General features: G+C 46.8%; 19 protein-coding genes. 5 read left to right on the top strand and 14 right to left on the bottom strand.

What is annotated here, in order from left to right:
• The first annotated feature begins 69 nt into the window (after positions 1-69).
• Both ACRC6Q_RS16195 and ACRC6Q_RS16190 read left to right on the top strand, forming a co-directional pair.
• On the top strand, positions 70-2,016 hold the full coding sequence (locus tag ACRC6Q_RS16195) for a GTP-binding protein (RefSeq protein WP_431467029.1): 1,947 nt from the start codon (positions 70-72) through the stop codon (positions 2,014-2,016).
• 30 nt (positions 2,017-2,046) lie between these two features.
• Entirely contained in the window at positions 2,047-2,472 is a 426-nt protein-coding gene (locus ACRC6Q_RS16190) for a DUF1801 domain-containing protein (protein WP_431467028.1), read from the top strand.
• A gap of 44 nt (positions 2,473-2,516) precedes the next feature.
• On the opposite strand, the gene ACRC6Q_RS16185 is transcribed toward ACRC6Q_RS16190, so the two are convergent.
• From ACRC6Q_RS16185 to ACRC6Q_RS16160, 6 genes are all read right to left on the bottom strand, one after another.
• Positions 2,517-3,749 (bottom strand): M20/M25/M40 family metallo-hydrolase, encoded by a 1,233-nt coding sequence (locus ACRC6Q_RS16185; RefSeq protein WP_431467027.1) that lies wholly within the window; start codon positions 3,747-3,749, stop codon positions 2,517-2,519.
• A 21-nt stretch (positions 3,750-3,770) separates the two neighbouring features.
• Positions 3,771-4,220: a potassium channel family protein gene (locus ACRC6Q_RS16180; RefSeq protein WP_431467026.1), complete on the bottom strand. Its 450-nt coding sequence runs from the start codon at positions 4,218-4,220 to the stop codon at positions 3,771-3,773.
• A gap of 113 nt (positions 4,221-4,333) precedes the next feature.
• Positions 4,334-5,506 (bottom strand): DUF4097 family beta strand repeat-containing protein, encoded by a 1,173-nt coding sequence (locus tag ACRC6Q_RS16175; protein WP_223641713.1) that lies wholly within the window; start codon positions 5,504-5,506, stop codon positions 4,334-4,336.
• Between the two features lie 97 nt (positions 5,507-5,603).
• Positions 5,604-8,486: an excinuclease ABC subunit UvrA gene (gene uvrA / locus ACRC6Q_RS16170; protein WP_223641710.1), complete on the bottom strand. Its 2,883-nt coding sequence runs from the start codon at positions 8,484-8,486 to the stop codon at positions 5,604-5,606.
• A gap of 6 nt (positions 8,487-8,492) precedes the next feature.
• Positions 8,493-10,475, bottom strand: a complete 1,983-nt coding sequence (gene uvrB, locus ACRC6Q_RS16165) for an excinuclease ABC subunit UvrB (RefSeq protein WP_223641708.1) — start codon at positions 10,473-10,475, stop codon at positions 8,493-8,495.
• Positions 10,476-10,736: 261 nt separating this feature from the next.
• Positions 10,737-10,979, bottom strand: coding sequence for an IDEAL domain-containing protein (locus ACRC6Q_RS16160; RefSeq protein WP_223641706.1), 243 nt, complete (start codon positions 10,977-10,979; stop codon positions 10,737-10,739).
• A 177-nt stretch (positions 10,980-11,156) separates the two neighbouring features.
• Here ACRC6Q_RS16160 and ACRC6Q_RS16155 point away from each other — a divergent pair, with 177 nt between their 5' ends.
• Positions 11,157-11,711: a competence protein ComK gene (locus ACRC6Q_RS16155; RefSeq protein WP_223641698.1), complete on the top strand. Its 555-nt coding sequence runs from the start codon at positions 11,157-11,159 to the stop codon at positions 11,709-11,711.
• Between the two features lie 262 nt (positions 11,712-11,973).
• Here the strand turns inward: ACRC6Q_RS16155 and ACRC6Q_RS16150 are convergent, their stop codons facing one another.
• Entirely contained in the window at positions 11,974-13,590 is a 1,617-nt protein-coding gene (locus ACRC6Q_RS16150; RefSeq protein WP_223641695.1) for an ABC1 kinase family protein, read from the bottom strand.
• A 101-nt stretch (positions 13,591-13,691) separates the two neighbouring features.
• Here ACRC6Q_RS16150 and ACRC6Q_RS16145 point away from each other — a divergent pair, with 101 nt between their 5' ends.
• Complete coding sequence (locus ACRC6Q_RS16145) at positions 13,692-14,468, top strand: enoyl-CoA hydratase-related protein (protein WP_431467025.1); 777 nt, start codon at positions 13,692-13,694, stop codon at positions 14,466-14,468.
• A 39-nt stretch (positions 14,469-14,507) separates the two neighbouring features.
• On the opposite strand, the gene ACRC6Q_RS16140 is transcribed toward ACRC6Q_RS16145, so the two are convergent.
• From ACRC6Q_RS16140 to ACRC6Q_RS16110, 7 genes are all read right to left on the bottom strand, one after another.
• A complete protein-coding gene (locus ACRC6Q_RS16140) occupies positions 14,508-16,484 on the bottom strand; it encodes a S9 family peptidase (RefSeq protein ID WP_431467024.1) in 1,977 nt (658 codons plus the stop codon).
• A 205-nt stretch (positions 16,485-16,689) separates the two neighbouring features.
• On the bottom strand, positions 16,690-18,243 hold the full coding sequence (locus ACRC6Q_RS16135) for a fatty acid--CoA ligase family protein (protein WP_223641682.1): 1,554 nt from the start codon (positions 18,241-18,243) through the stop codon (positions 16,690-16,692).
• 97 nt (positions 18,244-18,340) lie between these two features.
• Positions 18,341-20,278, bottom strand: a complete 1,938-nt coding sequence (locus tag ACRC6Q_RS16130; protein ID WP_431467023.1) for an ABC transporter permease — start codon at positions 20,276-20,278, stop codon at positions 18,341-18,343.
• On the bottom strand, positions 20,250-21,023 hold the full coding sequence (locus ACRC6Q_RS16125; protein ID WP_223641678.1) for an ABC transporter ATP-binding protein: 774 nt from the start codon (positions 21,021-21,023) through the stop codon (positions 20,250-20,252). The genes ACRC6Q_RS16130 and ACRC6Q_RS16125 overlap by 29 nt, the downstream gene beginning before the upstream one ends.
• The gene (locus ACRC6Q_RS16120) at positions 20,926-22,029 is read right to left on the bottom strand and encodes a sensor histidine kinase (protein ID WP_223641676.1); all 1,104 of its coding nucleotides are present in this window, start codon (positions 22,027-22,029) and stop codon (positions 20,926-20,928) included. Before ACRC6Q_RS16120 ends, ACRC6Q_RS16125 begins: the two co-directional genes overlap by 98 nt.
• Positions 22,029-22,733, bottom strand: a complete 705-nt coding sequence (locus ACRC6Q_RS16115) for a response regulator transcription factor (protein ID WP_223641674.1) — start codon at positions 22,731-22,733, stop codon at positions 22,029-22,031. The genes ACRC6Q_RS16120 and ACRC6Q_RS16115 overlap by 1 nt, the downstream gene beginning before the upstream one ends.
• 72 nt (positions 22,734-22,805) lie before the next feature.
• Positions 22,806-23,798, bottom strand: a complete 993-nt coding sequence (locus ACRC6Q_RS16110) for a lipoate--protein ligase (protein WP_223641672.1) — start codon at positions 23,796-23,798, stop codon at positions 22,806-22,808.
• Between the two features lie 143 nt (positions 23,799-23,941).
• On the opposite strand from ACRC6Q_RS16110, the gene yhfH reads away from it, so the two are divergent.
• Complete coding sequence (gene yhfH / locus ACRC6Q_RS16105) at positions 23,942-24,067, top strand: protein YhfH (RefSeq protein ID WP_215102079.1); 126 nt, start codon at positions 23,942-23,944, stop codon at positions 24,065-24,067.
• The last annotated feature ends 701 nt before the right edge of the window (positions 24,068-24,768 follow it).

The raw sequence follows: 24,768 nt of genomic DNA, 5'->3' as shown, positions 1-24,768 counted from the left end.
ACACCGGCTTTCGCGTTTTTCGTATTCCATATATAAAATCTGCTAAACTGAAGCTAAAGAGGTGACCGCATGAACAAAACCATTGGAATTCTGGCGCATGTCGATGCCGGCAAGACCACATTCTCAGAGCAATTGCTGTACCACACCAAAAGCATCCGCCAGCGCGGGCGGGTCGACCACCAAAACGCTTTTCTCGACAGCCATGCCATCGAAAAAAACCGCGGCATTACGATTTTCGCTGATCAGGCTAGTTTTTCATTTAATGGATCGACTTATTTTCTTATCGACACTCCGGGACACGTCGACTTCTCCCCGGAAATGGAACGCTCAGTTCAAGTGATGGATTACGCCATCATCATCGTCAGTGCAGTCGATGGCATTGAAGGCCATACCGAAACCGTCTGGCAGCTTCTGCAAAAACACCAGATACCGGTCTTTTTCTTCATCAACAAAACCGATCGTGAAAGTGCTGATCCTGCCGCTGTGCTGCAGGAAATCCGCTCAAACCTTTCCGGTGATTCCTGCATGATCACGGAGTCTTATCGCGGTGGAACCATGACTGAAGAGCTAATTGAATTCATCGCTGAGCGGGATGAAGCCTTATTGGCCCAATATCTCGAAACGGGGTACGATGAAGAACTTTGGCTAAAAGCTTTTCAACGCATGATTGCCGCCAATCAAATTTTCCCTTGCGCCAGCGGTTCCGCCCTGCAGGATACTGGCATTCAGGAATTCCTTATGCAGCTGGATGGACTGACGATCAGTTCCTATTCCGACAGTGAAGAATTCGGCGCTCAAATCTATAAAATCCGCCATGATGAAAACGGCAATCGGATCTGTTTTCTAAAAGCCTTCAGCGGAAGACTCCAAGTTCGCGATAAATTGACATATGGTCCGAATGACCTCGAAGAAAAAGTCACACAGATCCGGGTTTATAACGGCGATAAATTTCAGACCGTTGAACAGGCACGGGCGGGTGAACTGTTTGCCATCGCAGGTTTATCAGAAGCTGCAATCGGCGATACCCTCGGCGTCAGGCAGGAGAGTTTCAACTTCCAAATGATGCCGACCTTAAAATCGACTGTCCTTTTTGATTCGGCCGTCCATGTAAAAGAAGTGTTGGGCAGCTTCAAAATTCTCGGTGCTGAAGACCCCTCCCTGTCCGTCTACTGGGATGAATATTTTCAACAGATACAAATCCAAGTCATGGGCGCCATCCAGTTGGAAGTTTTGGAGCAAGTGGTTTTTGAACGGTTCGGCCACAAGGTTCAGTTTGGAGAACCTGAAATTCTGTATAAAGAAACCATCGAGTTGCCAGTCATGGGATACGGCCATTTCGAGCCGCTTCGCCATTACGCGGAAGTTCATCTGAAAATCGAACCCGGCGAACGCGGCAGCGGTTTCCAGTTAGACAACGTCTGCCATGCCGATGCATTATCGGTCGGCCATCAAAACCTTATTCTCCGCCATCTGACTGAGCGCGATCATCACGGCTTACTGGCCGGCTCTCCATTGACGGATGTAAAAGTGACGTTAACGACCGGACGCGGCCACAATCAGCACACGTCCGGCGGCGACTTCCGGGAGGCCGCTTTCCGCGCACTTCGCCAAGGCTTGGAGCAGGCACAAAACCGGTTGCTCGAACCGATGTACCGGTTCAAAATAAAAGTCGACCTCGAACAGATGGGAAAAGTGCTTTCTGATATTCAACAGGCTTATGGCAGCTTTCAAGCACCTGAAACAACAGATGGAAAAACGACGATTGAAGGCCGCGTACCAGTTGCCACATTCATGAATTACGGTTCGGAATTTGCTGCCTTCACACATGGCAAAGGAGCCCTCAGCCTGCTGTTCGACGGCTATGATTTCTGTCATAATGAAGATGAAGTGATTGCCCGGATCGGCTATGCCAAAGATGCAGATCCCCTCTATACATCCACTTCCATCTTCTGTGCCAAAGGACAAGGCTATAAAGTGCCATGGCAAAAAGCAGAAAAAGCGATGCATTGTCTGTAGAATCCAGCTAAAGGAAAAGAGGGATAGGCCATGTACGAACAAAAAACAAAAGAAACCGATGCCGATGTCATCGAGTTCATCGAATCGGTCGACAACCCGAAGAAACGCCAGGATGCTTATGAGTTGCTTGAACTATTCGAACAGACCAGCGGCTTTCCCGCAAAAATGTGGGGACCCAGCATCATCGGTTTCGGAAGCTATCATTACGTATACAAAACGGGTCACGAAGGCGATGCGCCGCTTGTCGGATTTTCTCCCCGCAAAGCGAAAATCAGCCTGTATTTCGCAACCGGAGACGAGAAACGCGGACCGCTGCTCGAGAAATTCGGCAAGCACAGCAGTGGGAAAGCTTGTGTTTACATCAATAAAACCGATGACATCGATCTCGACGTCCTACAGCAATTGATCAGGCAGTCCATCGATTTTCTGCAGGATTTGTATCCAGATAAAAAGTGAAAAATCCGGATAGCCATCACAGGCCGTCCGGATTTTTTATTTTCTCAAAGCAATGGCTGACTGATCCCTTCAACACCAACCAGGCCCAAAATTGTCATCAAGCTTTTTTGGATAGCTAAATGCCCATCTTTCGGGTCATGCCATTCTTCCAGGGTGTGTGCGTTATCAAACTTTCCGCCGAGGCCAATAGTGATGGCGGGCACGCCGATGCTCATCGGATAATTGGCATCCGTGCTGCTCGGTTCCTTCAACTCGGGTGCTGCTCCAAGCGACCGGATAGCCCCGCTCGCCACTTGAACGATCGGCTCGTCCGCAGATTGACTCGCCGGTGGACGATTGCCGAAACGATCGATTTCGACCTGCAGGCGGTCATCACTCCATCGTGCATTTTCAGCGTCTGCCGCTTCTTTTACGATTTCAAGAAAATGCTGCTCTAATTTATCCAATTGCTGTTGCTCATTGGAGCGAAGATCGACCAGCATCGAGGCTTCCTGCGCAATAGCGTTTACCGATGTTCCACCGGAAACTTCTCCGATTGAAAAAGTCGTCTTCGGCTCGCTCGGCGTTTTCAAATCAGCGATTGCAGCCATCGCCCGCCCCAATGCATGCGTCGCACTGGGAGTTCCAAACGCCGCAAAACTATGTCCTCCAGGTCCTTTATATGTAACTTTATAACGATAGCTTCCTGTGGCCAAATAGGTGATGGCATTAGAGCCAGGTCCATCCAGTGACAGGAAGGCATCAATATCCGAGTGCTCCGTAAAAAAAGCTTTTACCCCACGCAAATCACCGGCTCCTTCCTCACCAACAGTTCCGCCGAAGATGATATCTCCGCTATTTTCAATAGCTGCTTCATTGAAGGCCCTCACTACCGCCAGCAATTCGGCCAAACCGCGCGTATCATCTCCAATTCCAGGCGCATGAAGCACGCCATCTTTCTGATGGACTGTGGTATCGGTTCCTTCAGGAAAAACCGTATCCAGGTGCGCAGACACAAAAACCTTCGGCCCTTGCCCTTTCCCTCTTCTCAATCCATAGACATTCCCTTCCGGATCCATGCGGACTTCTTCCAAACCCAGATCCTTCAGACGCATCATGAAATCATCAGCACGCCGCTGTTCTTTGAATGGCGGCGCCGGAATTTCTGTCAAGGCAATCTGTTCTTCAATTGTGCGCTGATGGTCCTGTGCAATAAATGCGAGTGCCTGTTGAATCGCGGTGTCCTTCATCAATTCATCAAAAGCTTCTTTTATCCTAGCAGCCTTATTTTTATCCACCATGTCTCATCCTCATTCTATTTAGTTTTCTTCACTTTTTTTATCGCTTCGGTTTCCTTGTCCTTCTTTATCATGCCTCCCCATTTCATCGAATGCTTTAACAAAATAAGCGGACGGCAATAACAATCCCAATGCTGCCTGAACTACAGCGAAAAAGCGGGCATAGCCCATCGGCACCAAATCCCCATAACCGATGGATAACATTGTCACTCCACTAAAGTATAAATAATCCCAAAAATTTTCTCCTGCTCTTCTCCCTGTTTCATCATTCAGCCTTAAAGTATCGTTGTTGAACGCCAATAAATAATAAATGAGCGCAAAGCCAAAGGTCACTACTGTCATGATGATGAATAACTTTGTAAATAGCGAAGTATGGATGTAGCTTTCTTTATGCTGTTGATTCGTGAAAAAGTAATACAGATGGAGCAGCATCAAAATGACAGTGAAGCCGATCAAAATAGTCGTAATCATATCCCAAAACCTTTCTTTTATTCAAATAGTAAAATAAAAGCCACGAAAACACCAACTATGTGAATTTAGAAAAAAAAGCCGGCACTGCATACCAGTGCCGACTTGAAGAATAGTTATTCGATTGTTAAATACCGCAACAGGACAGAACCTGTTTTGGTTTCTCCATAGACCAATAACGGAGCAGCAGCCGGTTCAGTTCCCTGTTTTGAGAACCGGATCGACTTTTGCATAAATTGTCCTTGTTCATGCGTACTGTCGATGTCGGAAAGCAAGACATCCATCTTGCCCAAGTTTGAAGAAACTTCACCTTTTAAAGGCAAGTGGGAAGGAATGTAAAGCTCGACATTGCCTGCCAACGTTTTTGTTTCCAACTTACGTGCTTCTTTGCATCTTGTCGTCGCGACAATATTGCCGTTCAATGATTTGGATACGATGGTCTGAATATCGCCATCAATATAGATGCGCCCGTTCAAGGTTTCCGCTTCCAATACTTTGCCTTTTGTTTCCTGGACGTGAATGGCGCCATTCGCTGTTTCCAATTCTGCATCATCGAATTCCACATGCTTCAGGTCGATTTTGCCGTTTGCTGTTTTTACTTTGACCAATGCAGCATCAATGCGTTTCATGGTGAATCCGCCATTAAACAAACGGGCAGTGATGTGCTCATAGGAAGCTTCGGGAACATACAGGATGACATTCACTTGGGTGGTCTTCAAATCGCTGATGATCCGAAGCTTATGGTCATCGGCAATAAAGACAAACTTATCAAGAAAATCCACTTTTGCCTGTGCCGGTGACTCGGAACGGTATGCCTTGACGCTGCACTCAGCTCGCAGCAAGCCATCCTGGGACGGGAAAATCTCCAACTGGCCATTGGCGATATCCGCAATGATGGTATTCAGGTCCGTCATTTCATCTGTGAACGTATGGCTGAATTGAACCGCTTCGCCGAATGGCGAGTCGAATTCCATCGTTTTTAATTTGCCGACAGAAGTCTGCATGAAATCCATCATCCGGGTGCCCAAGTCATTGAAGTCACGCGAAACATTTTTTGAGACATTCTTTGAAACGTTCTTCGAGAAATCCTTCGATACTTTCTTGACGATGTCTTCCGGTCTGAAAAATCCACGCTTCGCTGACTTGTCTTTTTGGTTATTGCGGCCATAATTCGGCTCATTCGAAGAAGAACTGCTGCCATCTATAGCACGCAGCAACTCAACGGCTTCGCGCGCAGAAATCGTACCGTTCTCAACCATATCCAAAATGCGTTCTTTTTCGCTTTGCATGTATTGTGGCCTCCTCATTGTCTGATTATCCAAGTGAAAATCACTTGGGCAAACAGATCTATTCTTCTAATTGATACGTTTGCCAGCGGCAAAAGTTTCACTTAACCGCTTTTTTTCTGCGGCTGGCGCCTTTGACCAAGGCTTCCATACGGGCCCGGTCACGTTCAAGTATCGGTTTCAGGTACTTGCCCGTATAGGAATTTTCAACAGCCGCAATGTCTTCAGGAGTTCCCGTTGCAAGTATCGTACCACCCTTGTCTCCACCTTCAGGACCCAGATCGATGATGTGATCCGCTGTCTTGATGACGTCAAGATTGTGCTCGATCGTCAATACCGTATCGCCATTGTCTACAAGACGCTGCAGAACAAGAAGCAGACGGGAAATGTCATCGGCGTGGAGACCCGTTGTCGGTTCATCCAGAATATAAAAGGATTTTCCGTTTGAGCGTTTATGCAGCTCTGATGCCAGCTTGACGCGCTGCGCTTCACCTCCGGATAGAGTGGTTGCAGGTTGGCCCAGGGTGAGATAGCCCAGTCCAACATCTACCACCGTCTTCAATTTACGGCTGATTTTAGGAATATTTTCGAAAAACAAAGCAGCATCTTCCGCTGTCATATCCAGGATATCTGAGATGCTTTTGTTTTTGTACTTCACTTCCAAGGTTTCCCGGTTATAACGCTTGCCATGGCAGATTTCACATGGCACGTAAACATCCGGAAGGAAATGCATTTCTATTTTTATAATACCATCTCCGCGGCAAGCTTCACAGCGACCGCCCTTGACATTGAAACTGAAACGGCCTTTTTTATACCCGCGGACTTTCGCTTCGTTGGTCGTCGCGTAGACATCACGGATATCATCAAAAACACCGGTATAAGTTGCCGGATTTGAACGTGGAGTCCGCCCGATCGGCGACTGATCGATATCGATGACGCGTTCCAGCCCTTCAGTTCCTTCTATTGAATCGAAATGGCCCGGCTTGGCTTTCGCCCGGTTCAATCGATGTGCCAGTGTCTTGTAAAGGATCTCGTTGATGAGTGTACTTTTACCGGACCCAGAAACCCCAGTCACAGCTGTAAACAACCCAAGCGGAATATCGACATCCACTTTCTTCAGGTTATTCTGATTGGCTCCGCGGATGGAAATGTTCCGGTCGTTCGGAGCTCTGCGTTCTGCAGGCAAGGGAATGAACTTTTTACCGCTCAAATATTGGCCGGTCAGTGATTTTTTGTTTTTCATCACCTTGTCCGGTGTTCCGGCGGCAATGATTTCACCACCGTGTACGCCTGCACCCGGTCCGACATCAATTAAATAATCAGCTGCCAGCATGGTGTCTTCATCATGCTCGACAACAATCAAGGTATTGCCGATATCGCGCATGCTTTTCAATGTCTCAATCAGCCGGTCATTATCGCGTTGATGCAGCCCAATCGACGGTTCATCAAGAATATACAACACACCTGTCAGCCTAGAGCCGATTTGAGTCGCCAAGCGGATTCGCTGTGCTTCCCCTCCGGATAACGTTCCTGAAGCACGGTTCAAGGTCAGGTAATCAAGCCCGACATTGATCAGGAATCCGATGCGTTCCTGGATTTCCCGAATGATCAATTTAGCGATCTGTTGATCTTTTTCGGACAACTTCAGCTGATCGAAGAATTGATGAGCTTCAACAATCGAAAACTCGGTCACCTTTCCGATATGCACGTCGTTGACCTTAACTGCCAATGTTTCGGGCTTCAAGCGGTAGCCTTCACAAACCGTACACGGCTGCTCGCCCATATATTTTTCCATTTGTTCACGGATATAATCAGATGAGGTTTCGCGGTAACGGCGATCCACATTGGAAAGCACCCCTTCAAACTGAATATGATTGTCCCGTATCTGTCCATAATCATTCTGGTAGCGGAACCGGATCTTGTCGCTTCCGGATCCCCGCATGATGACATTGATGTGTTCTTCAGGCAAATCGCTGACAGGCACATCCATATCTATCTTGTAATGCTGGCAGATGGCTTTTAATAATTGGGGATAATACTGCGAACTCGTCGGCTGCCAAGGAACAATTGCCCCCTTGTTGAGAGATACACTCCAATCCGGAATAACCAATTCCGGGTCCACTTCCAGCTTCATCCCGAGACCATCACATTCGGGGCATGCCCCGAACGGCGAATTGAATGAAAACATTTTCGGTTCCAACTCACCGATGGAAAATCCGCAGACCGGACAGGCGTGATGTTCACTGAACAGCAATTCTTCCTCACCCATCACATCAATCAATACGCGGCCATCACCCAGACGCAGAGCAGATTCGAGAGAATCACTGAGTCGCGGTGCAATATTTTCTTTCATGACGACCCGGTCGATGACCACTTCAATTGAATGCTTTTTGTTCTTATCAAGCGTAATATCATCGTCCAAATCAATCAATTCTCCATTGACCCGAACCCGTACATATCCCTGCTTTTTGATGTCTTCCAGCAGCTTGACATGCGTTCCTTTTCGGCCAGTGACAATCGGCGCCAAAATCTGCATTTTCGTGCGTTCCGGATAAACGATCAAACGATCGACCATTTCCTCGATTGTCTGGGATGAAATTTCGATGCCGTGGTTCGGACATATCGGTTTTCCGATGCGGGCATACATAAGCCGCATATAATCATAGATTTCCGTTACCGTCGCCACTGTGGATCGCGGATTTTTGCTGGTGGTCTTCTGATCGATCGAAATGGCCGGTGAGAGCCCTTCAATTAAGTCGACATCCGGCTTGTCCATCTGGCCCAGAAATTGGCGGGCATAAGAAGACAGCGATTCTACATAACGCCGCTGCCCTTCTGCGTAAATCGTATCAAATGCCAGGGAGGATTTACCGGAGCCTGACAGCCCGGTCATGACGACAAGCTTGTCACGCGGAATGACAACGTCGATGTTCTTTAAATTATGCGCACGTGCGCCCTGTATCCGTATTTCCTGATTCTTCAACTTCCATCATCCTTCCGCTTTCAATTCAAGCACTGTATCACGCAGTTCTGCAGCGCGTTCGAAATCAAGTGCTTTGGCCGCTTCCTTCATTTCCGTTTCAAGCAAGGTCACCAGCTTCATGCGATCTTCTTTGTTGAGTTTTTTGCCGGATACTGCTTTTGAAACATATTCTTCCGTCTCTTCCGCTGCGGCAGTTGCGCGGATGACGTCACGGATTTTCTTCTGTATGGTAATTGGCGTAATGCCATGTTTTTCATTATAGTCCGCTTGAATCGTGCGGCGGCGCGTCGTTTCATCCATCGCTTTCTGCATGGAATCCGTCACTCTATCAGCATACATGATGACGTGGCCATTTGCGTTTCTGGCTGCTCGGCCCATCGTTTGGATCAATGCACGTTCTGAACGCAAGAATCCTTCTTTATCGGCATCCAGAATGGTCACCAATGAAACTTCCGGAATATCCAAACCTTCACGCAACAGGTTGATGCCGACCAGCACATCGTAAACTCCCATCCGCAGCTCCCGGATGATTTCAATCCGTTCGAGGGTCTTGATCTCAGAGTGCAGATAATTGACTTTGATGCCGGCATCTTTCAAATAAGCTGTTAAGTCTTCCGACATCTTCTTGGTCAAGGTCGTCACCAGGACCCGCTCATTATTTTCCGCACGCTGTCGGATTTCATACATTAAGTCGTCTATCTGTCCTTCAATCGGCCGGATTTCGATGGTCGGATCAAGCAAGCCGGTCGGCCGGATGATCTGTTCCACCATCTCCGGTGTATGCTCCATTTCATAAGGTCCAGGCGTCGCCGAAACAAAGACCGCCTGGCTGATATGTTCTTCAAATTCGTCGAATGTCAACGGACGGTTATCCATAGCCGAAGGCAGTCTGAAACCGTAATCCACCAACACTTTTTTCCTTGCCTGGTCACCATTGAACATCCCGCGCACTTGCGGCAAGGTCACATGGCTTTCGTCTACGACCAAAAGAAAGTCTTCCGGGAAGTAATCGATCAATGTATAAGGTTGGGCACCCGCCGGACGAAGCGTCAAATGGCGGGAATAGTTTTCGATGCCGGAGCAAAAGCCCATTTCCCGCATCATCTCCAGATCGTAACGCGTGCGCTGTTCGAGGCGCTGTGCTTCCAGCAATTTGTCTTCCGCGCGCATTTCTTTCAGGCGCGCTTCCAATTCCTCTTCAATATTTGCAATCGCCTTGATCATTTTGTCTTCGCGCGTGACGAAGTGGGATGCTGGGAAAATGGCAACATGTTCGCGTTCACCGATAATTTCACCAGTCAAGGCATCCACTTCGCGGATACGATCGATTTCATCACCAAAAAATTCGACGCGCAGGCATCTTTCATCGCGTGATGCCGGGAAAATTTCAACCACATCTCCACGAACCCGGAATGTACCGCGAATGAAATTGATGTCGTTGCGCTCATATTGAACATCCACTAACTTTCTCAACAGCTGATTGCGTTCAATCTCCATCCCTTTGCGCAGGGAAACGACCAGTTCACGGTATTCTTTAGGCGAACCGAGCCCGTAGATGCAGGAAACGGATGCGATGACGATGACATCGTCCCGCTCAAACAAAGAACTGGTGGCGGAGTGTCGCAGCTTATCGATTTCATCATTGATGCTGGCATCTTTTTCGATGAAAGTATCCGATTGGGGCACGTAGGCCTCCGGCTGATAATAATCGTAATAACTGACAAAATACTCAACTGCGTTATCAGGAAAGAACTCCTTGAATTCGCTGTAGAGCTGGCCAGCCAGTGTTTTATTGTGGGCCATGACGAGTGTCGGTTTTTTCACCTGTTGGATGACATTCGACATCGTGTAGGTTTTACCTGTACCTGTAGCTCCCAGCAGGGTCTGACAGCGCTTGCCGTTGATGATGCCCTGCGTCAGTTCGGCAATGGCATGAGGCTGATCGCCGGCCGGTTCATAAGGTGCTTGAAGATTAAATTCCTGTTTCATATTAAGACGTCCTTCCGTTATTTCATTACTTCTACTTTACCATATGCCCTAAAAAACCACTAACAAAAAGCGAACGTATGTTTTTTATATGAAAGTAAATGAAAAAATGCACTTAAGCTGGCCAGTATAGAATGGTAAACTGCCGTTTAAAAAAAGGAATGCGTGCATCCAACCCAGGAGTTTTTCTATTATTACAGACAGAAAAAAGGGGAGTCAGATTTAACCTGACTCCCCTTTCCCCGGCTATTTCAAGACAGCCATTTATTCAGTTTCTTCGTGCTTTAAAGTTTGTAGTTGAGCAGCATATATGGTGAATGCTTTTTGGTCATGATTATCCAGGGCTTCGTCGATAAGGGTCATAAGCTGTGCTTCCTGCTGAGAACGGTGTACATGCTTTAAGAACAGATCTAAATAAATATCGTTCAGCAGTTTTTCCGCTTCCGTGATTTTTTTTGTTTGAGCCATCGCTTTCATGAAATCAGCATAAGAATAATAGTTTTCCATTCTTCCTCACCCCGAATGCTTTTCATTAGTATACATTAGCGGTATAGAATAAATCAAGATTTATTTGAAAATTCCGATGAAATAGAAAAAATTTTATTTTCAATCTAATGAGCATTGCGAAATTTCCATTTTTTATTATAATAAGGTATGTAAAGTAAATTAAGGGGGTTATTTTTCATGAGCAAAAAGAATCATAGACCGTTCTCGTATACCATCTGTGCAAATACGTATGCTCTTTTACCCTATACGGATGGCCACCGCACATGGATGCGAGTGATTGAAGACCGAAGCGAGTTAGTGGTTGAAGAGGCGGTTTATAAAACAGTGACCACTTCCTGCCGTTTCTATCGCGCTTCACTTGAAAGTGCTACACTCTATGCCCAAAAAGCAGTCGGCGTAAAACATAAACCCCCTATCATTATCGGCGAGTATTACGGCAACCCACTGATTTTCTTCCCGACCCACTCTCCAAAGAACAAGGAATGTGTCTGGTTCAATTATGACGCCGTCGATCTGATCGAAAGTGACAGCAGCGGCAAAGGCAGTATCATTTATTTAAGCAACAGCGAAACGGTTTATTTGGACGTATCACCCATTGCCTTGCGTAACCAGCACTCTTTTGCCGGTTCACTCCGCCGCTATTTCAAGAAGGCGCAACGAGTCCACAATCATCCAATGGCCTATGTAACGAAACGGACCTTTCCACCGCGGAAACAGCAGCCACGTGATTAAGTGTTTTTTCACACCACGAAAATCTTCCTAAAATATTTTCACCCCCATTGCCGCACAGCCTCTTCCTATGGCGATTCTGCATATGGACCGTCGTCTCCTTCAATTCTGTCCGCTCCTATTTCTCTAGGTTGTACATAAATCAGATTCCCGTACATCGAACAGCACAAAAAAGAGTCTCCAGCCACAGTCAGGTTAAATGACTTCAGGCGGAAACTCTTTTTTCATTGGCCAAATTCTACACCATAAAGGAGCTTGTCCATTCCTATTTAATCGATCGATACACCCATAAAGAGCCCACAAAAAATACCGATGACACCCATAGGTAAGGTTCATTCCAAAACCAGACCGATACAGAAATACCGGTGAATGACAGGATGGTGAAAATTCCTGCAAACATACGTGATTGCAAGTCGCGCCGGTATTCGCGTTCACGCCCGTCGCGATTTTCGTAATAGCGGCGGAGACGTTCCGGCTCTTCCAGGTAATTAATGACTTTCTGCGGCAGCACACGCAGCGGTCCGGTAGCGTTCAATACCCAGCGCAGGACATCTTCTTTACCGAAGATTCCTTTGCCTTCTTTCTGCGAGGAAGCCCATTCCAATATTCGTGGACGAGCCAGAGCCAATAGATCCACATTCGGGTCCAGTACATGCAGGACGCCGACAAAAATGGAAGCAGCCCGGCCGAAAAAGGCGAATTCCGCCGGTAATTGAACCGGCTGGGTCCGGACGATTTCCTGCATGTCGTTAAGCAGTCGCTCCACCACAAAGCTGTCCATCTGCGACAGCTCGTTGGACTCATAGGCCGCTACGAGCCGGGAAATGGCGTCGCCGAGAACTGCGCGATCTGCTTGTGGCAACAAGAACCGCAACTCTTCCAACGAGTCCAGGACCTGATCGTAGTTTTTGAAGATGACCCCTTCGGCCGCACGCAAGACTGCTTGAGAATCCTTTTGGGTGATATTGCCGATCATTCCAAAATCGATCAGCACGATGCCGCCATCCGGTTCCAGCAGGATGTTGCCTCCGTGTGGATCTGCGTGGAATTGTCCACCGTACAAAACCTGTTCCAAGAATAAAATAAAGAGGCGTTCTGAAATCTCATGGCGATCCAATTCATTTTTTTCAATGAATGCCAGGTCTGTAATGCGTGCACCTTCAATCCACTCCATCACCAATACACGGCGTGTTGTAAATTCATCAAAATAAAGCGGGATGCGGACGCCTTCCATCGCATCAAAACGATCCGCAAAAGCACGGCCATTTTGGAGTTCTTTCAGAAAATTCAACTCAGCGCCGATTGTCTCAGTCATTTCCACATATAGAAGTTTGAAGTCGATTTGTTTGGCAAACGGAGTGAATTTTTCAGCCATCCAGATGACGATGCGGATAGCCTTGAAATCTGCGCGCAAAATCCGGTCCGTGCCGGGACGTTGGACTTTAACAGCGACCTCCATCCCATTTTTCAATACCGCTTTATATACTTCACCGATTGAAGCCGAAGCAACAGCTGAATCCGATAGGTGATCCAGATAATTCGTGTGGGGCGTATTCCATTCCTGTTCAAGCACAGAGACGATGCTCTTCTTTGGAACAGATGGTACGCGGTCGGTCAAGCCTTCCAATTCCGCAAGAAACGACGGCGGCATGATGTCCGCCCGCGTTGACAGGAACTGGCCAAGCTTGATCATCAGTCCACCCAGCTTCAAAGCCAGGTTCTTATATTCTTTTGCTTGCTTTGTGATCATATCATTCCATCTTTTTTCAACCAGTGGATTCCAATTGCCGCGATTTCGCCGTTGGAAGAACGTCACTTGTAAAAAGATTTTGACTGCCAGCCAGACAATCCGGAAGATGCGGATAAATGTAATTTGATTCATAAGTGCAGTCCCTCCCATGGATTTCATTATAGAGACTGATGGCGAAATAGTCCAAAAAGTGGTATGTTTTTAACGGATGGAACGATACAAGGGGGATGAAAATGGACACAATTCATTACGAACAACGAAATAATTTAGCATTTATTACGTTGAATCGACCAGAAGCATTGAACGCCTTCAATTATGATATGCTCCTCGAACTTGGCCAGGTCGTGGAAGCAATCCGCATTAATCCGGATATCCGCGTCGTGGTGTTTACAGGCGCTGGTGAAAAGGCCTTCAGTGTGGGAGCTGACTTGAAGGAACGCAAAAACATGACCGACGATCTGGTCAAACGCAATATCTTCAAAATCGGCGAGGTTTTTTCTACGATCGAGAGTTTACCGCAGCCGACGATCGCCATGATGAACGGCTTTGCGTTTGGCGGCGGCATGGAGTTGGCGCTGGCATGCGATTTCCGGATTGTGGCTGAAGATACGCTTCTTGGTTTGACGGAAACCAGTCTAGGGATCATTCCAGGGGCTGGCGGCACTCAGCGTTTACCGCGTTTAATCGGTGAAACCAAAGCACTGGAATTGATCTTGACTGCCCGTCGCCTAAATTCGGCTGAAGCGTTGGAATATGGACTGGTGACACGTGTGGCAACACGAGACCAGCTAGCGGATGTGACCGGTGCCTTTGCCGATTCGATCCTTGCCAATGGTCCGGTCGCTCTTCAACAGGCAAAATTCGCCATCAAAAATGGCATGAACACCGATTTGCAGACTGGCCTCCAAATCGAACGCAAAGCTTATGAAATCACCATTCCGACAGAAGACCGAGCTGAAGCGCTTGCCGCTTTCGGCGAGAAACGCAAACCGGTATTCAAAGGGAAATAAAAAACGGAGCAGCTTTTATCAGCTGCTCCGTTTTTTTGTTTACAGGTATTTTTCCATCCAACCGGTAATCTGCTCCAGACGCGCAAAGCGGAGGTTCGGTTTGCCGGTCCGTGATAAATTATGGTCGGCTTCAGGGAAGCGGACAAACTCCGTTTCTTTTTTCATGCTTTTCAGTGTCACATACAATTGTTCCGATTGCTCGATCGGGCAACGGTAATCATTTTCAGAATGAAGAATCAGCAAAGGCGTCTCGACATTTTTTGCGTACTTTAGTGGCGAGTGCTGCCATAACTTATCCACATCCGTCATATCCGCACCGATTTGCCAATCACTGAAATAATAACCGATATCCGACACGCCGAAGAACGAAATCCAGTTGGAGATGGAGCGTTGGGTCACGGCTGCTTTAAAGAGATTGGAATGGCCGACGATCCAGTTGGTCATGAAGCCGCCATAACTGCCGCCTGTGACGCCTAAACGGTCCTCATCAATCCAGCCATTCGATTCCACGATTTGGTTCACTGCGTTCATGATGTCCTCATAATCACCGCCGCCGTAGTCGCTGCGCACCGCGTCTACAAATTCCTGGCTGTAGCCATGGCTGCCGCGCGGATTGACATACAGGACCCCGAAGCCGCGTGCTGCCAGCAATTGCATTTCATGGACAAAGGTATTGGCATACATCGCGTGGGGGCCGCCGTGAATATTAATGACCAATGGATATTTCCGACCTTCCTGATAGCCGTATGGCTTCATCAGCCAGCCATGGACTGCCCAGTCTTTCGCCCCTTTTGTAATGATCGGCTGTGCTTCGGCCAACTCCGTCTCTTCCAGGAATTCCTGATTAAAGTGAGTTAAAGCCTCGCGTTCACCCGTAGCAATCGTCAAACGGTATAATTCACCGGGATTGATAGGATTACTGATAGCCACTACCGCAAATTCGCCGGTCCGGGAAATATCATAACCATAAATGTGTTCCATATCAGGAGACGCTGGGAAAATCATGCCATCAAGCGACGCAAAATACAGACGCACATCCCCCATCGTCGAAACCTGGAAATACAGATGATCATCTTTCGTCCAGACCACGTCCGGTGCAGCAGCACCTTGCTGATGATCGGCCACCACATAGTCACCGACAGGTACATCGAGCGCTTCAGTCAAGCACACGCGTGTTTCGGCTTTTAAATCCGCTACATAAACTTCTGTATGCGTCGCATTCTCATATTGCCGGGTATTGCCGACAAATGCGACTTTCGAATCGTCATGCGAAAATGCCGCACCACCGAAATAGCCTTCTTCTTCTATTAAAACCGACTCTTGTTTTGTCTCCACGTCATAGATGTAAAGAGGCTGGCGGAAGACAAAATCCAGGTTTTCTTCACGCGTTACACCATAAATCAATTTCTTTCCTTCATGCGATACGGCTTCCAGGCTGTAGTGAAATTTTCCTTCTGTCAGCTGCTCCACTTTCTTCGACTCAAGCTCAACCGACCCGATATGGCGATGGAATTCTTTCGGCAGCAAGCCCATGCCGTCCATCTTGTATTTCATCTTATCCACATGGTAAGGTTCCGGCTGTTTCTTTTCTTCTTTTTCTTCCTTATCCGTGAAGGTCTTCCCTTCCTTCGTTAATGCATTAAACCAGATTTTTGTTCCGCAAGGCGACCACTCAAATCCGTTGACCCCTTTTTCGAAATCCGTCAGCGAACGGCCTTCTCCGCCTTCAGCAGACATGACAAACAATTGATTTTTCTCATCCCGATCCGATAAAAAAGCGACCGCTGTTCCATCGGCCGACCAACGCGGGGAGCTCACCCGTTCCTTGGCGAACGTCCATTGGGTCTGCTTGCCTGTTACCAGGTCGATATGATGGAGATGGGCTCTGTATGTATTTTCCTCTTCATCAATTTGTGTATGGACAAATACCGCCTTTTTTCCATCCGGTGAAATCCGGGGATCTGTTACTGACACTAACTTCGTTAAATCCTTAATTTCCATCGCTTTTTTCGCCATTCCATTTCCTCCTCGGATCCAACTATTTCGAATTTCGTAATACTGCTCCTTAACTATAATAAAAAATGTCAGTTTTTTCAATCAAATTCCACTTTATGTGCAGCTTGATAAAATTAACACAACAAGGCAAAAGCAAGAGACTCCAGGAGAAACCCCGGAGCCTCTTGCTTAGAACTAGTTTTCGCCTTCTCGTTACAATGCAAACTTATTTCTGCATCGCCTGGTCTTTTAGTGAACGGCGCAGGATTTTCCCGGTCGTGTTTTTCGGCAGTTCATCCAAGACTTCAAATTGTCTTGGCACTTTGTATTTCGCTAGATGTTCTGCACAATATGCCTTCAAATCTTCTACTGACACTGACGGGTCCTTCAAGACAACATAAGCGTTGACTTCTTCACCGAAATCCGGATCTGGCAAGCCGACAACCGCTGCTTCCAATACCGCTGGGTGAGCGAATAGGACTTCTTCGACTTCACGCGGGTAGACATTATAGCCACCGACAATGATCATGTCTTTTTTGCGGTCGACAATATAGAAATAGCCTTCTTCATCGACACGGGCCAAGTCGCCTGTGTACAGCCAGCCGTCACGAATCGCCGAAGCGGTTTCTTCCGGCATTTTGTAATAGCCTTTCATGACATTCGGTCCACGGACAATCAACTCACCAACTTCATTCGCAGCCACTTCCTCGCCAAGCTCATTGACGACTTTGTTTTCCACATTGATGATGGATGTACCGATCGAGCCGGCTTTCCGCTCACGGTCAATCGGGTTGAAGCAGGTAACAGGCGAAGCTTCCGACAAACCATAGCCCTCTGAAATGCGGACATTGAATTTTTCTTCAAAACTATGCAGCAAAGCGACTGGCATAGCGGAACCGCCAGAAACGGCTAAGCGAACAGAGGCGAAGTCCGCCGGGTCGACATCCGGTAATTGATTCATAAAATTGAACATGGTCGGAACTCCCGCAAAAACACTTGCTTCGTATTTCTTGATCGCTTCGAATACCTCTTTCGGATTGAAGCGAGGCACAAGTACAATGGTCGCTCCTTGCAGCAGAGGAGCATTCACAACAACAGTCAGCGCAAACACATGGAACACCGGTAACGTCGCAATCACCCGGTCGTTTGCTCCAATCTGCAGGTATTCCCCTACATCACGCGCATTCGAATACAGATTCTGATGCGTCAGCATGGCGCCTTTCGGTTTCCCAGTTGTACCGGACGTATACAAAATAACCGCATTATCCTCTGCTTTCACTTCCGTAAATTCAGCATGCGGCGCTGACTTACTCATCATGCCCGTAAAGGAATGGACTTTCCCTTTTACATCTTCAGGAAGCAGCGCCATTTTTTCAGGTGTCGCCGGATCTGTCTCACAAATAATATACGATGCTACTACAGGCAGTGCTTTATGCGCTTTTTCCACCAGCGGCAGCAGGGCGTCAAGTGCTACTACAACTTTTGCATCGCTATTGTTGACTATGTAAGCGATTTCATCCGGGCTGTAAATAGGATTGATCGGAACTGCTGTAGCTCCCAAACGCATTGTCGCGTATAAAGAAATCAAAAAATGTGGTGTATTGCTCAAAAGAAATGCGACATGGTCCCCTTTTTCCACGCCCAACTCTTTTAAAGCACCTGCAAAAACCGCTATCGCCTGATCGAATTCTCCATAACTCGTATCTTTCCCCATAAAACTATAGGCGACTCTGGCAGAATCCTGTTCTGCAATTTCATGAACGCGTGACATTAAATCCATTTCCATCCCTCTTTCGTGTTGAATGAATACTCATTCATATTTCGAGCTATTTTCATTATAAAATAAATCTTCAGACAATACAACAGACACCGTAAAATTACGGTGCCTGAAGGTGGGCGACATAGCGCCAACGAATCAAAAAGAAATATAAAATTTGTGCAACTGTAAAGCCGCCCAGGACAATAGCCATCTCGCTGAGAATTGACAGTTCGGCGAATTCTTCCCAAACAACCTGCAGCGAAATAAAAGCAAAGGCACTGTGAAGCAACGCCAGTCCCCATGGCAAAAAGAATTGGGGAATCAATTGGCGATTGATGATTTTCCCCAGTTCCTTATCCGTCATACCCAAGCGGATCAGCAATTTGTACTGCTTACGGTCCCGTTCAAGACCTGTATACAATTTAAAATAGATGAAGCTGCCGGCTGCCAAGAGAAAGACGGCTGCCACCATTACCCCGATAAACAGCAGCAAAGCGAACGAGGATTTGAACCAGCGGTAATCATCCCCTGGATTTTCAAAGAAGAAATTGACACCGCTGAAATCAGCGTTTTCCACCGCTTCACTTACAGTCTCTGTTAACCGGTCGCCGATATTGACTGTTTCTGTCCAATTCAAAACATCAAATGCATAATAGGAAAAATCCGACTTCCCTGGTCCATACCCGAGTAGAGGTTCATCAATTGCTTCATAATCGGCATCGCTGACAACGATTGTATTGATATTCAAGGTATGCATTGGAAACACGACATGCGGATAAGTTGAACGGATCGATAAAGACACACCACTTTCGAACAACGCCGTGTCGACGCTCGTGCTTTCCAGCTCCTTTAAAGAATCCAAGGAAAACGGCACAAACATCCCTTCACCTTCTTGCAGTTCCGCCGGTTCAAAATCAAGCGCAGCCGCTAAACGGTTAAATTCGGACAGGGATAAGATATCGACATCGTTTCCGGTGGCCTCTGAGGTTTGGCGCTTGACCGTCAACTCGACCAAATCATAAGACAATTGTTCATTTTCTAATTGGCTGGTCAGGCGCTCGATATGTTCGGCTTCCTGTTCGTTTCCATCAAAGGAAATATAGACGAGCCCAAGTGGATTCGACTCACGGAAATCACCTGTGTAGGACATGAAAGACGCTAATGTTCCCACTGTCAAAAAGGCAACGGTCGACACGATGGTGACGATGAAGAACATTTGCGCACTGTCTTTCAGTTTGACCGAAGCCTCTGCCAATGAAACCAACCGCGTTTTTTCCCAGTAAACATTCTTTTTCCGTTTATACAGCCGCAACAAGGAATGCAGAGTATGGGTAAAAAACAGATACGTACCGAAAGTGGCAAGTGGCGGAACGATGAAAACCATCTGGTAAACAGTGCGGTCCGACACATTTGCAGCAAATGTATAAGCAATAACTAAAAAAACAACTCCCATGATGGATAGCGCCGTCGACGATTTCGTCTCTTCCTCCACTTTCCAGAAGCCCTGCAGCAAGTCCACCACGCGTTTGGTTCGGATAAAGCCGACACTGACAAAAGATATGATGATGAACAAACTGGCAAATGCTGCAATCGTCAGCAGGAACGGCTCCCATGAAACATACAGCGGCAAATCATCCAATTCCATGATTTCCCGGCCAATCATGAAAAAGAATTTTGAAAAAGCAAAGCCGAAAGTAATGCCCGTGACAGTTGAAACAGTCCCGAGAATCAGCATTTCAAAGAAAATCAATTTGTTCAATTGTTTTTTGGTCATCCCTAAATGCATCAATACTCCGAATTCCTTTGATCGTGCCTGCAAAAAGGCGCTCATCGAATAAAACAGGAAAAACAACGTAAAAATATAGAGCACGACTTCGGCAATCAGCATTCCCCGGATTGCCAATAGCCGCAATCCTTCCTCTTCAAATGCAGGATGGAAAATAAACATCGAGTAGACGAAAAACACCATGACTGAAACAACACTGGCTAAAAAGAAAGCCGCATAGTTTCTTCGGTTGCGGACAACGTTATGGTAGGCGAGTTGCCGAAAGGTCATTCACGGATCCCCCCAGCAACGAAAGAACATTCAAAATCCGCTGATAAAAGGTCTGGCGCCGTTCATCTCCATAGATTTCATTGAAGAATTCACCGTCTTTGATGAAGAGGACGCGATCGCAATAGCTCGCAGCAATCGGATCATGCGTCACCATAATGATCGTCGTCTCACTGTCATTGGCCGCATTCGACAGAATCTCCAATACGTCACGTGATGATTTGGAATCCAGATTGCCGGTCGGCTCATCAGCCAATATGAGAGCCGGCTGATGAATGAGCGCCCGGCCAATGGCTGTACGCTGTGCTTCCCCTCCCGAAATTTCATTGGGTTTCTTGTGAAGGATCGATGTCAGCCCCAAACGTTTGGCAATGACTAGCACTCTGCGTGCCATTTCATCAATCGGCACATAATCAAGCGTCAGCGGCAGCACCAGATTTTCTTCAACCGTCAGCATCTGCAGCAGATTGAAATCCTGGAAAACAAATCCTAACTGCCTTCTGCGAAACAGCGCCAACTCATTTTTATCCAGCAAATGCGGATTGATGCCATCTATTAAAATCTCTCCGGAAGTCAACGAGTCGATGGTTGAAATCAAGTTCAACAAAGTTGTTTTCCCGCTGCCTGAAGGTCCCATCACCGCCAAAAATTCACCTTTTTCCACTGTGAAGCTCAACTGGTTGACTGCCCGGTGCGTCACTTTTCCCTCGTATACTTTTGTCACTTCGTCGATTTTCACTATTGTCATCGTTTTCCTCCTGTGTTGCAAAATCTTGGTTGAAGAACAGTACAGAGATCGTCGTTCCTTCTCCCTGAACAGAAGAAATCGACAGTTCATGGCCCAGCTTGCGGCAAACTTCATTGGCCAGATATAAGCCCATTCCTGTGGATTCCCCTGTTTTCCGTCCATTTTCTCCGGTGAAGAAGGCTTTTGTTATGCGAGGCAAATCAGAAGCTGGTATTCCAATCCCTTCATCGCGAATCGTCAATAAAGTATTGCCATTGGCACACTCAGCTGTAATGAATACTTTTTTATTGGGTTCGAATGTATATTTGACCGCATTCGTCAAAAATTGACCGATAATGAACTTCATCCATTTCTGATCGGTCGCGACGATATGCTCTTCTCCAATCGAAATTTCCGGGTAAACGCGCTTGGAAATGAACAACCGTTTGTTTTCGGTGGCCACTTCGCTGACTAATGATCGCAAAGCGACCTGTTCAATCTGCATGTCCTGCTCGAACGTATCCAAACGCGCATTCATCAAAACGGTATCCAATCCGGTTTTTAGGCGGTCCATTTCTTCACGGACACTGCTCTTATCCAGTTCCTGCTCTTCCTGCAGCAACAGGTGCATGACCGATAAGGGGGTTTTCATCTGATGTACCCATTGGTTCATGAACTGAAGATGGCGATTCTGGGTAGCGTATAACGACTGTACTTCATGCTGATACAGGCGATACAGTTCCTGGAGGTAAATCTCGTTTTGAATCTGTTCGGGAGATTTCCCTTCGCGCTGCAGTGCATGCTCCATGCTTTGCGGCTTCGCCAAAATCCGTTGGTAATACTGATAGCGTTTAACAAAACGCGCCGCCAGAAACGTCAGCACCAGCACGCTGCTGATGACAAATGAATAGATGGCCGTATCCACATTGCGGAAGCCATCCAGCCAATACAGCATCATGATGAACGCCACTAGCACGATTTGAAAGACAATGAATGCTGCATGCTCTTTCAGGAATAATCGCAGCATCAGGCTTCCTCCTCATGGAGCAGCAGGCGGTATCCGGCCCCTCGTACGGTTTCAATGGCAGATAACACGTGGTAGTCGGAAAGTTTTTTCCGGACCCGCGTCATGTTGACATTCAATGTATTTTCATCCACGAATGACTGATCATCCCATAATTCCTCGAGCAGCTGCTCACGCGACACCACCTTCGGGTAATTGGCCAGCAAAAGTTCCAGTATCGTGCATTCTTTTTTCTGCAATGGAATGGCTTCGGATTTTACATGCAGCTCCATCCGTTCCATGAAAAGAACAATACGCCCGGCCTTAATCGATCGCTCTTCCTGCTTTGGCGCATACTCGCCATAAGCTCTGCGCAGATGACTTCTTATTTTTGCAAGGACGATTTCATAGTGGAAAGGTTTCGTAATAAAGTCATCCCCGCCATTTTCCAAGGCGAAGACCTGATCCATTTCTCCTGAACGGGCAGAAATGAATAATATCGGACAAGTGGTTTGCTGCCTAAGCTGGCGGCACCAATAATAACCATCATAAGAAGGCAAATTAATATCGAGTAAAATCAAATGGGGATCAAAAGCTTCGAATTCTTCGATGATTTGATCAAAATCTTTTGCGGTTTCCACTTCATAATGATATTTCCGCAAGGTCTCTGCCAACAACTCCGCAATTTTCAAATCATCTTCTACAATGAAGATCCGTTGAACAGCCACAATGATTCCCCCTTTCCTTTTTCTTTCCATTTTAACAAAAGAGCCTGCATAAATGCAGGCTCTGGAGAATTCTTAATAAATTAATTTTAAAAACTCTTCCGTCGTGATGCCCCCAAGAAGTTTGGGAATGTCGATTCCTGCAATCGCCTCATCCAAAGAAGCCCGTTCGTATTTTGAGCCGATGATGGCCTGTTCTATTTCAGATACGTCACCGACGCCGAAAAAGTCGCCATAGATATTGGCATCCTGGACAATGCCCTTCTCTACCTGCAGGCGGACATCGATGCCGCCTACCGGGAATCGGTGGGAATGTTTGATGTTGAACTTAGGCGACTTGCCATAATTCCAATCCCAATTGCCGTAGCGTTCGTTCGACAACTCGTGGATGTTCTTCCAATCTTCGTCCGTCAATTCATAATAACGGACATTTTCTTCACCCTCAAAAATCGAATGCAGAATCGCGTTGCGGAATTCCGCCACTGTCATCGGCTCTTTCAAAAACTCGGAAATATTTGCGACACGGCTGCGGATCGACTTGATGCCTTTCGACTCGATTTTTTCTTTGCTGACTTTCAGCGCAGATACGACCGCGTCCACTTCAGTATCAAACATCAACGTGCCGTGGCTGAACATCCGGCCTCTCGTTGAGAACTGTGCATTGCCCGACACCTTCCGGCCTTCAGCCATCAAATCATTGCGTCCAGAAAGTTCCGCATTGACGCCTAGGGTTTGCAGCGCTTTGACCACAGGCTCTGTGAACTTACGGAAATTGCGGAAACTGTTGCCGTCGTCCACTGTGATAAAGCTATAATTCAAATTTCCAAGATCATGATAAACCGCTCCGCCACCGGATAATCGGCGAACCACATGGATGCCATTGGAATCCACATAATCGGTATTGATCTCTTCTGACGTGTTTTGGTTCTTGCCGATGATGATGGAAGGTTCATTGATATAGAACAGAAGGAATGGATCTTTTTCAACATCCATTGTTTTCAGCAGATATTCTTCAATTGCCAGGTTAATTCTCGGGTCTGTAATGCCTTTATTGTCTACGAAATACATAATCTCTCTCCTTTTGGCTGCGTTCCTTTATTTAGTTTAACGGATTTTTCAAATAAATTCACGGTTAAGGGTTGACGAATCCAAACTGTTATAATACACTGTTTTAAACACCAACAGTACTATAACAAAAGGAGATGGAAGTTATGATTGAAAACGTAGTTGAATTTTTCAAGAACTTGCCCCCGAAACAGTGTGCGTCTTGTGGAGAAAAAATGGAAGAGCAACATGAATGTTATGGTACTCAATGTGATTCCTGCAACGAATTATAAGATCAAATAAAACATACTTATAAAAAAACGAAGCAGCGCTAAGTGGCGCTGCTTCGTTTTTTGTGTTGAATTTTTGTGTTAAATAGATTTAGAATAATTTGAGTAGGTTGGAGAAATCGCTTCAGACGTATTCATTCGAGGAGTGATGAAAAAATGAGTTGCACTTATGCTTTTCGCCTGTGAAAAGCGGGCATGTCGGAGAAGCGCAACGGATCGCTTTTGGTTTGTGGACAGTCCGTGAATAATGGATTTTTCAACCACTAAACAAATTATTTTCACATCATATTTCCATAAATTCTTGTAGAAATACAAAAACTTCATGTAGAAAAGTAAAATATTAAGGTAGAAATCTTACGTCTCTCAGGTAGAAACGTGAACTGGTAAGGTAAAGCCTCGAAATCCACACACTTCCATCCCAAGCCGAGCGAAGGCGCGTGCACTATCGCTGCCGAGCAAGTTTAGAACCCCAATCTACCTATCCACTCCAAACAAACCGACTCTCCTTTTATCTCAACACTCTCAGCTGAGGCGCGGCAACGGAGTGGGTGGAGCGATAAGACTGGCAGCGTCTTTCAGCTGCCCGGCTTATCGTGGGAACCCACTCCAGAGCGACCGAAGCGGCTATAGAACCTCACCAAAACCAACTTATCCACAAAACCCGCTTAGCGAAGGCGCATCTACCATCGCTGCCGAGCGATTTT

The sequence above is a fragment of the Planococcus sp. SE5232 genome, assembly GCF_050686535.1.
Taxonomy (GTDB): domain Bacteria; phylum Bacillota; class Bacilli; order Bacillales_A; family Planococcaceae; genus Planococcus.
Note: the sequence above shows the minus strand (reverse complement) of the source record. Positions and strands in the feature narration are given on the sequence as shown.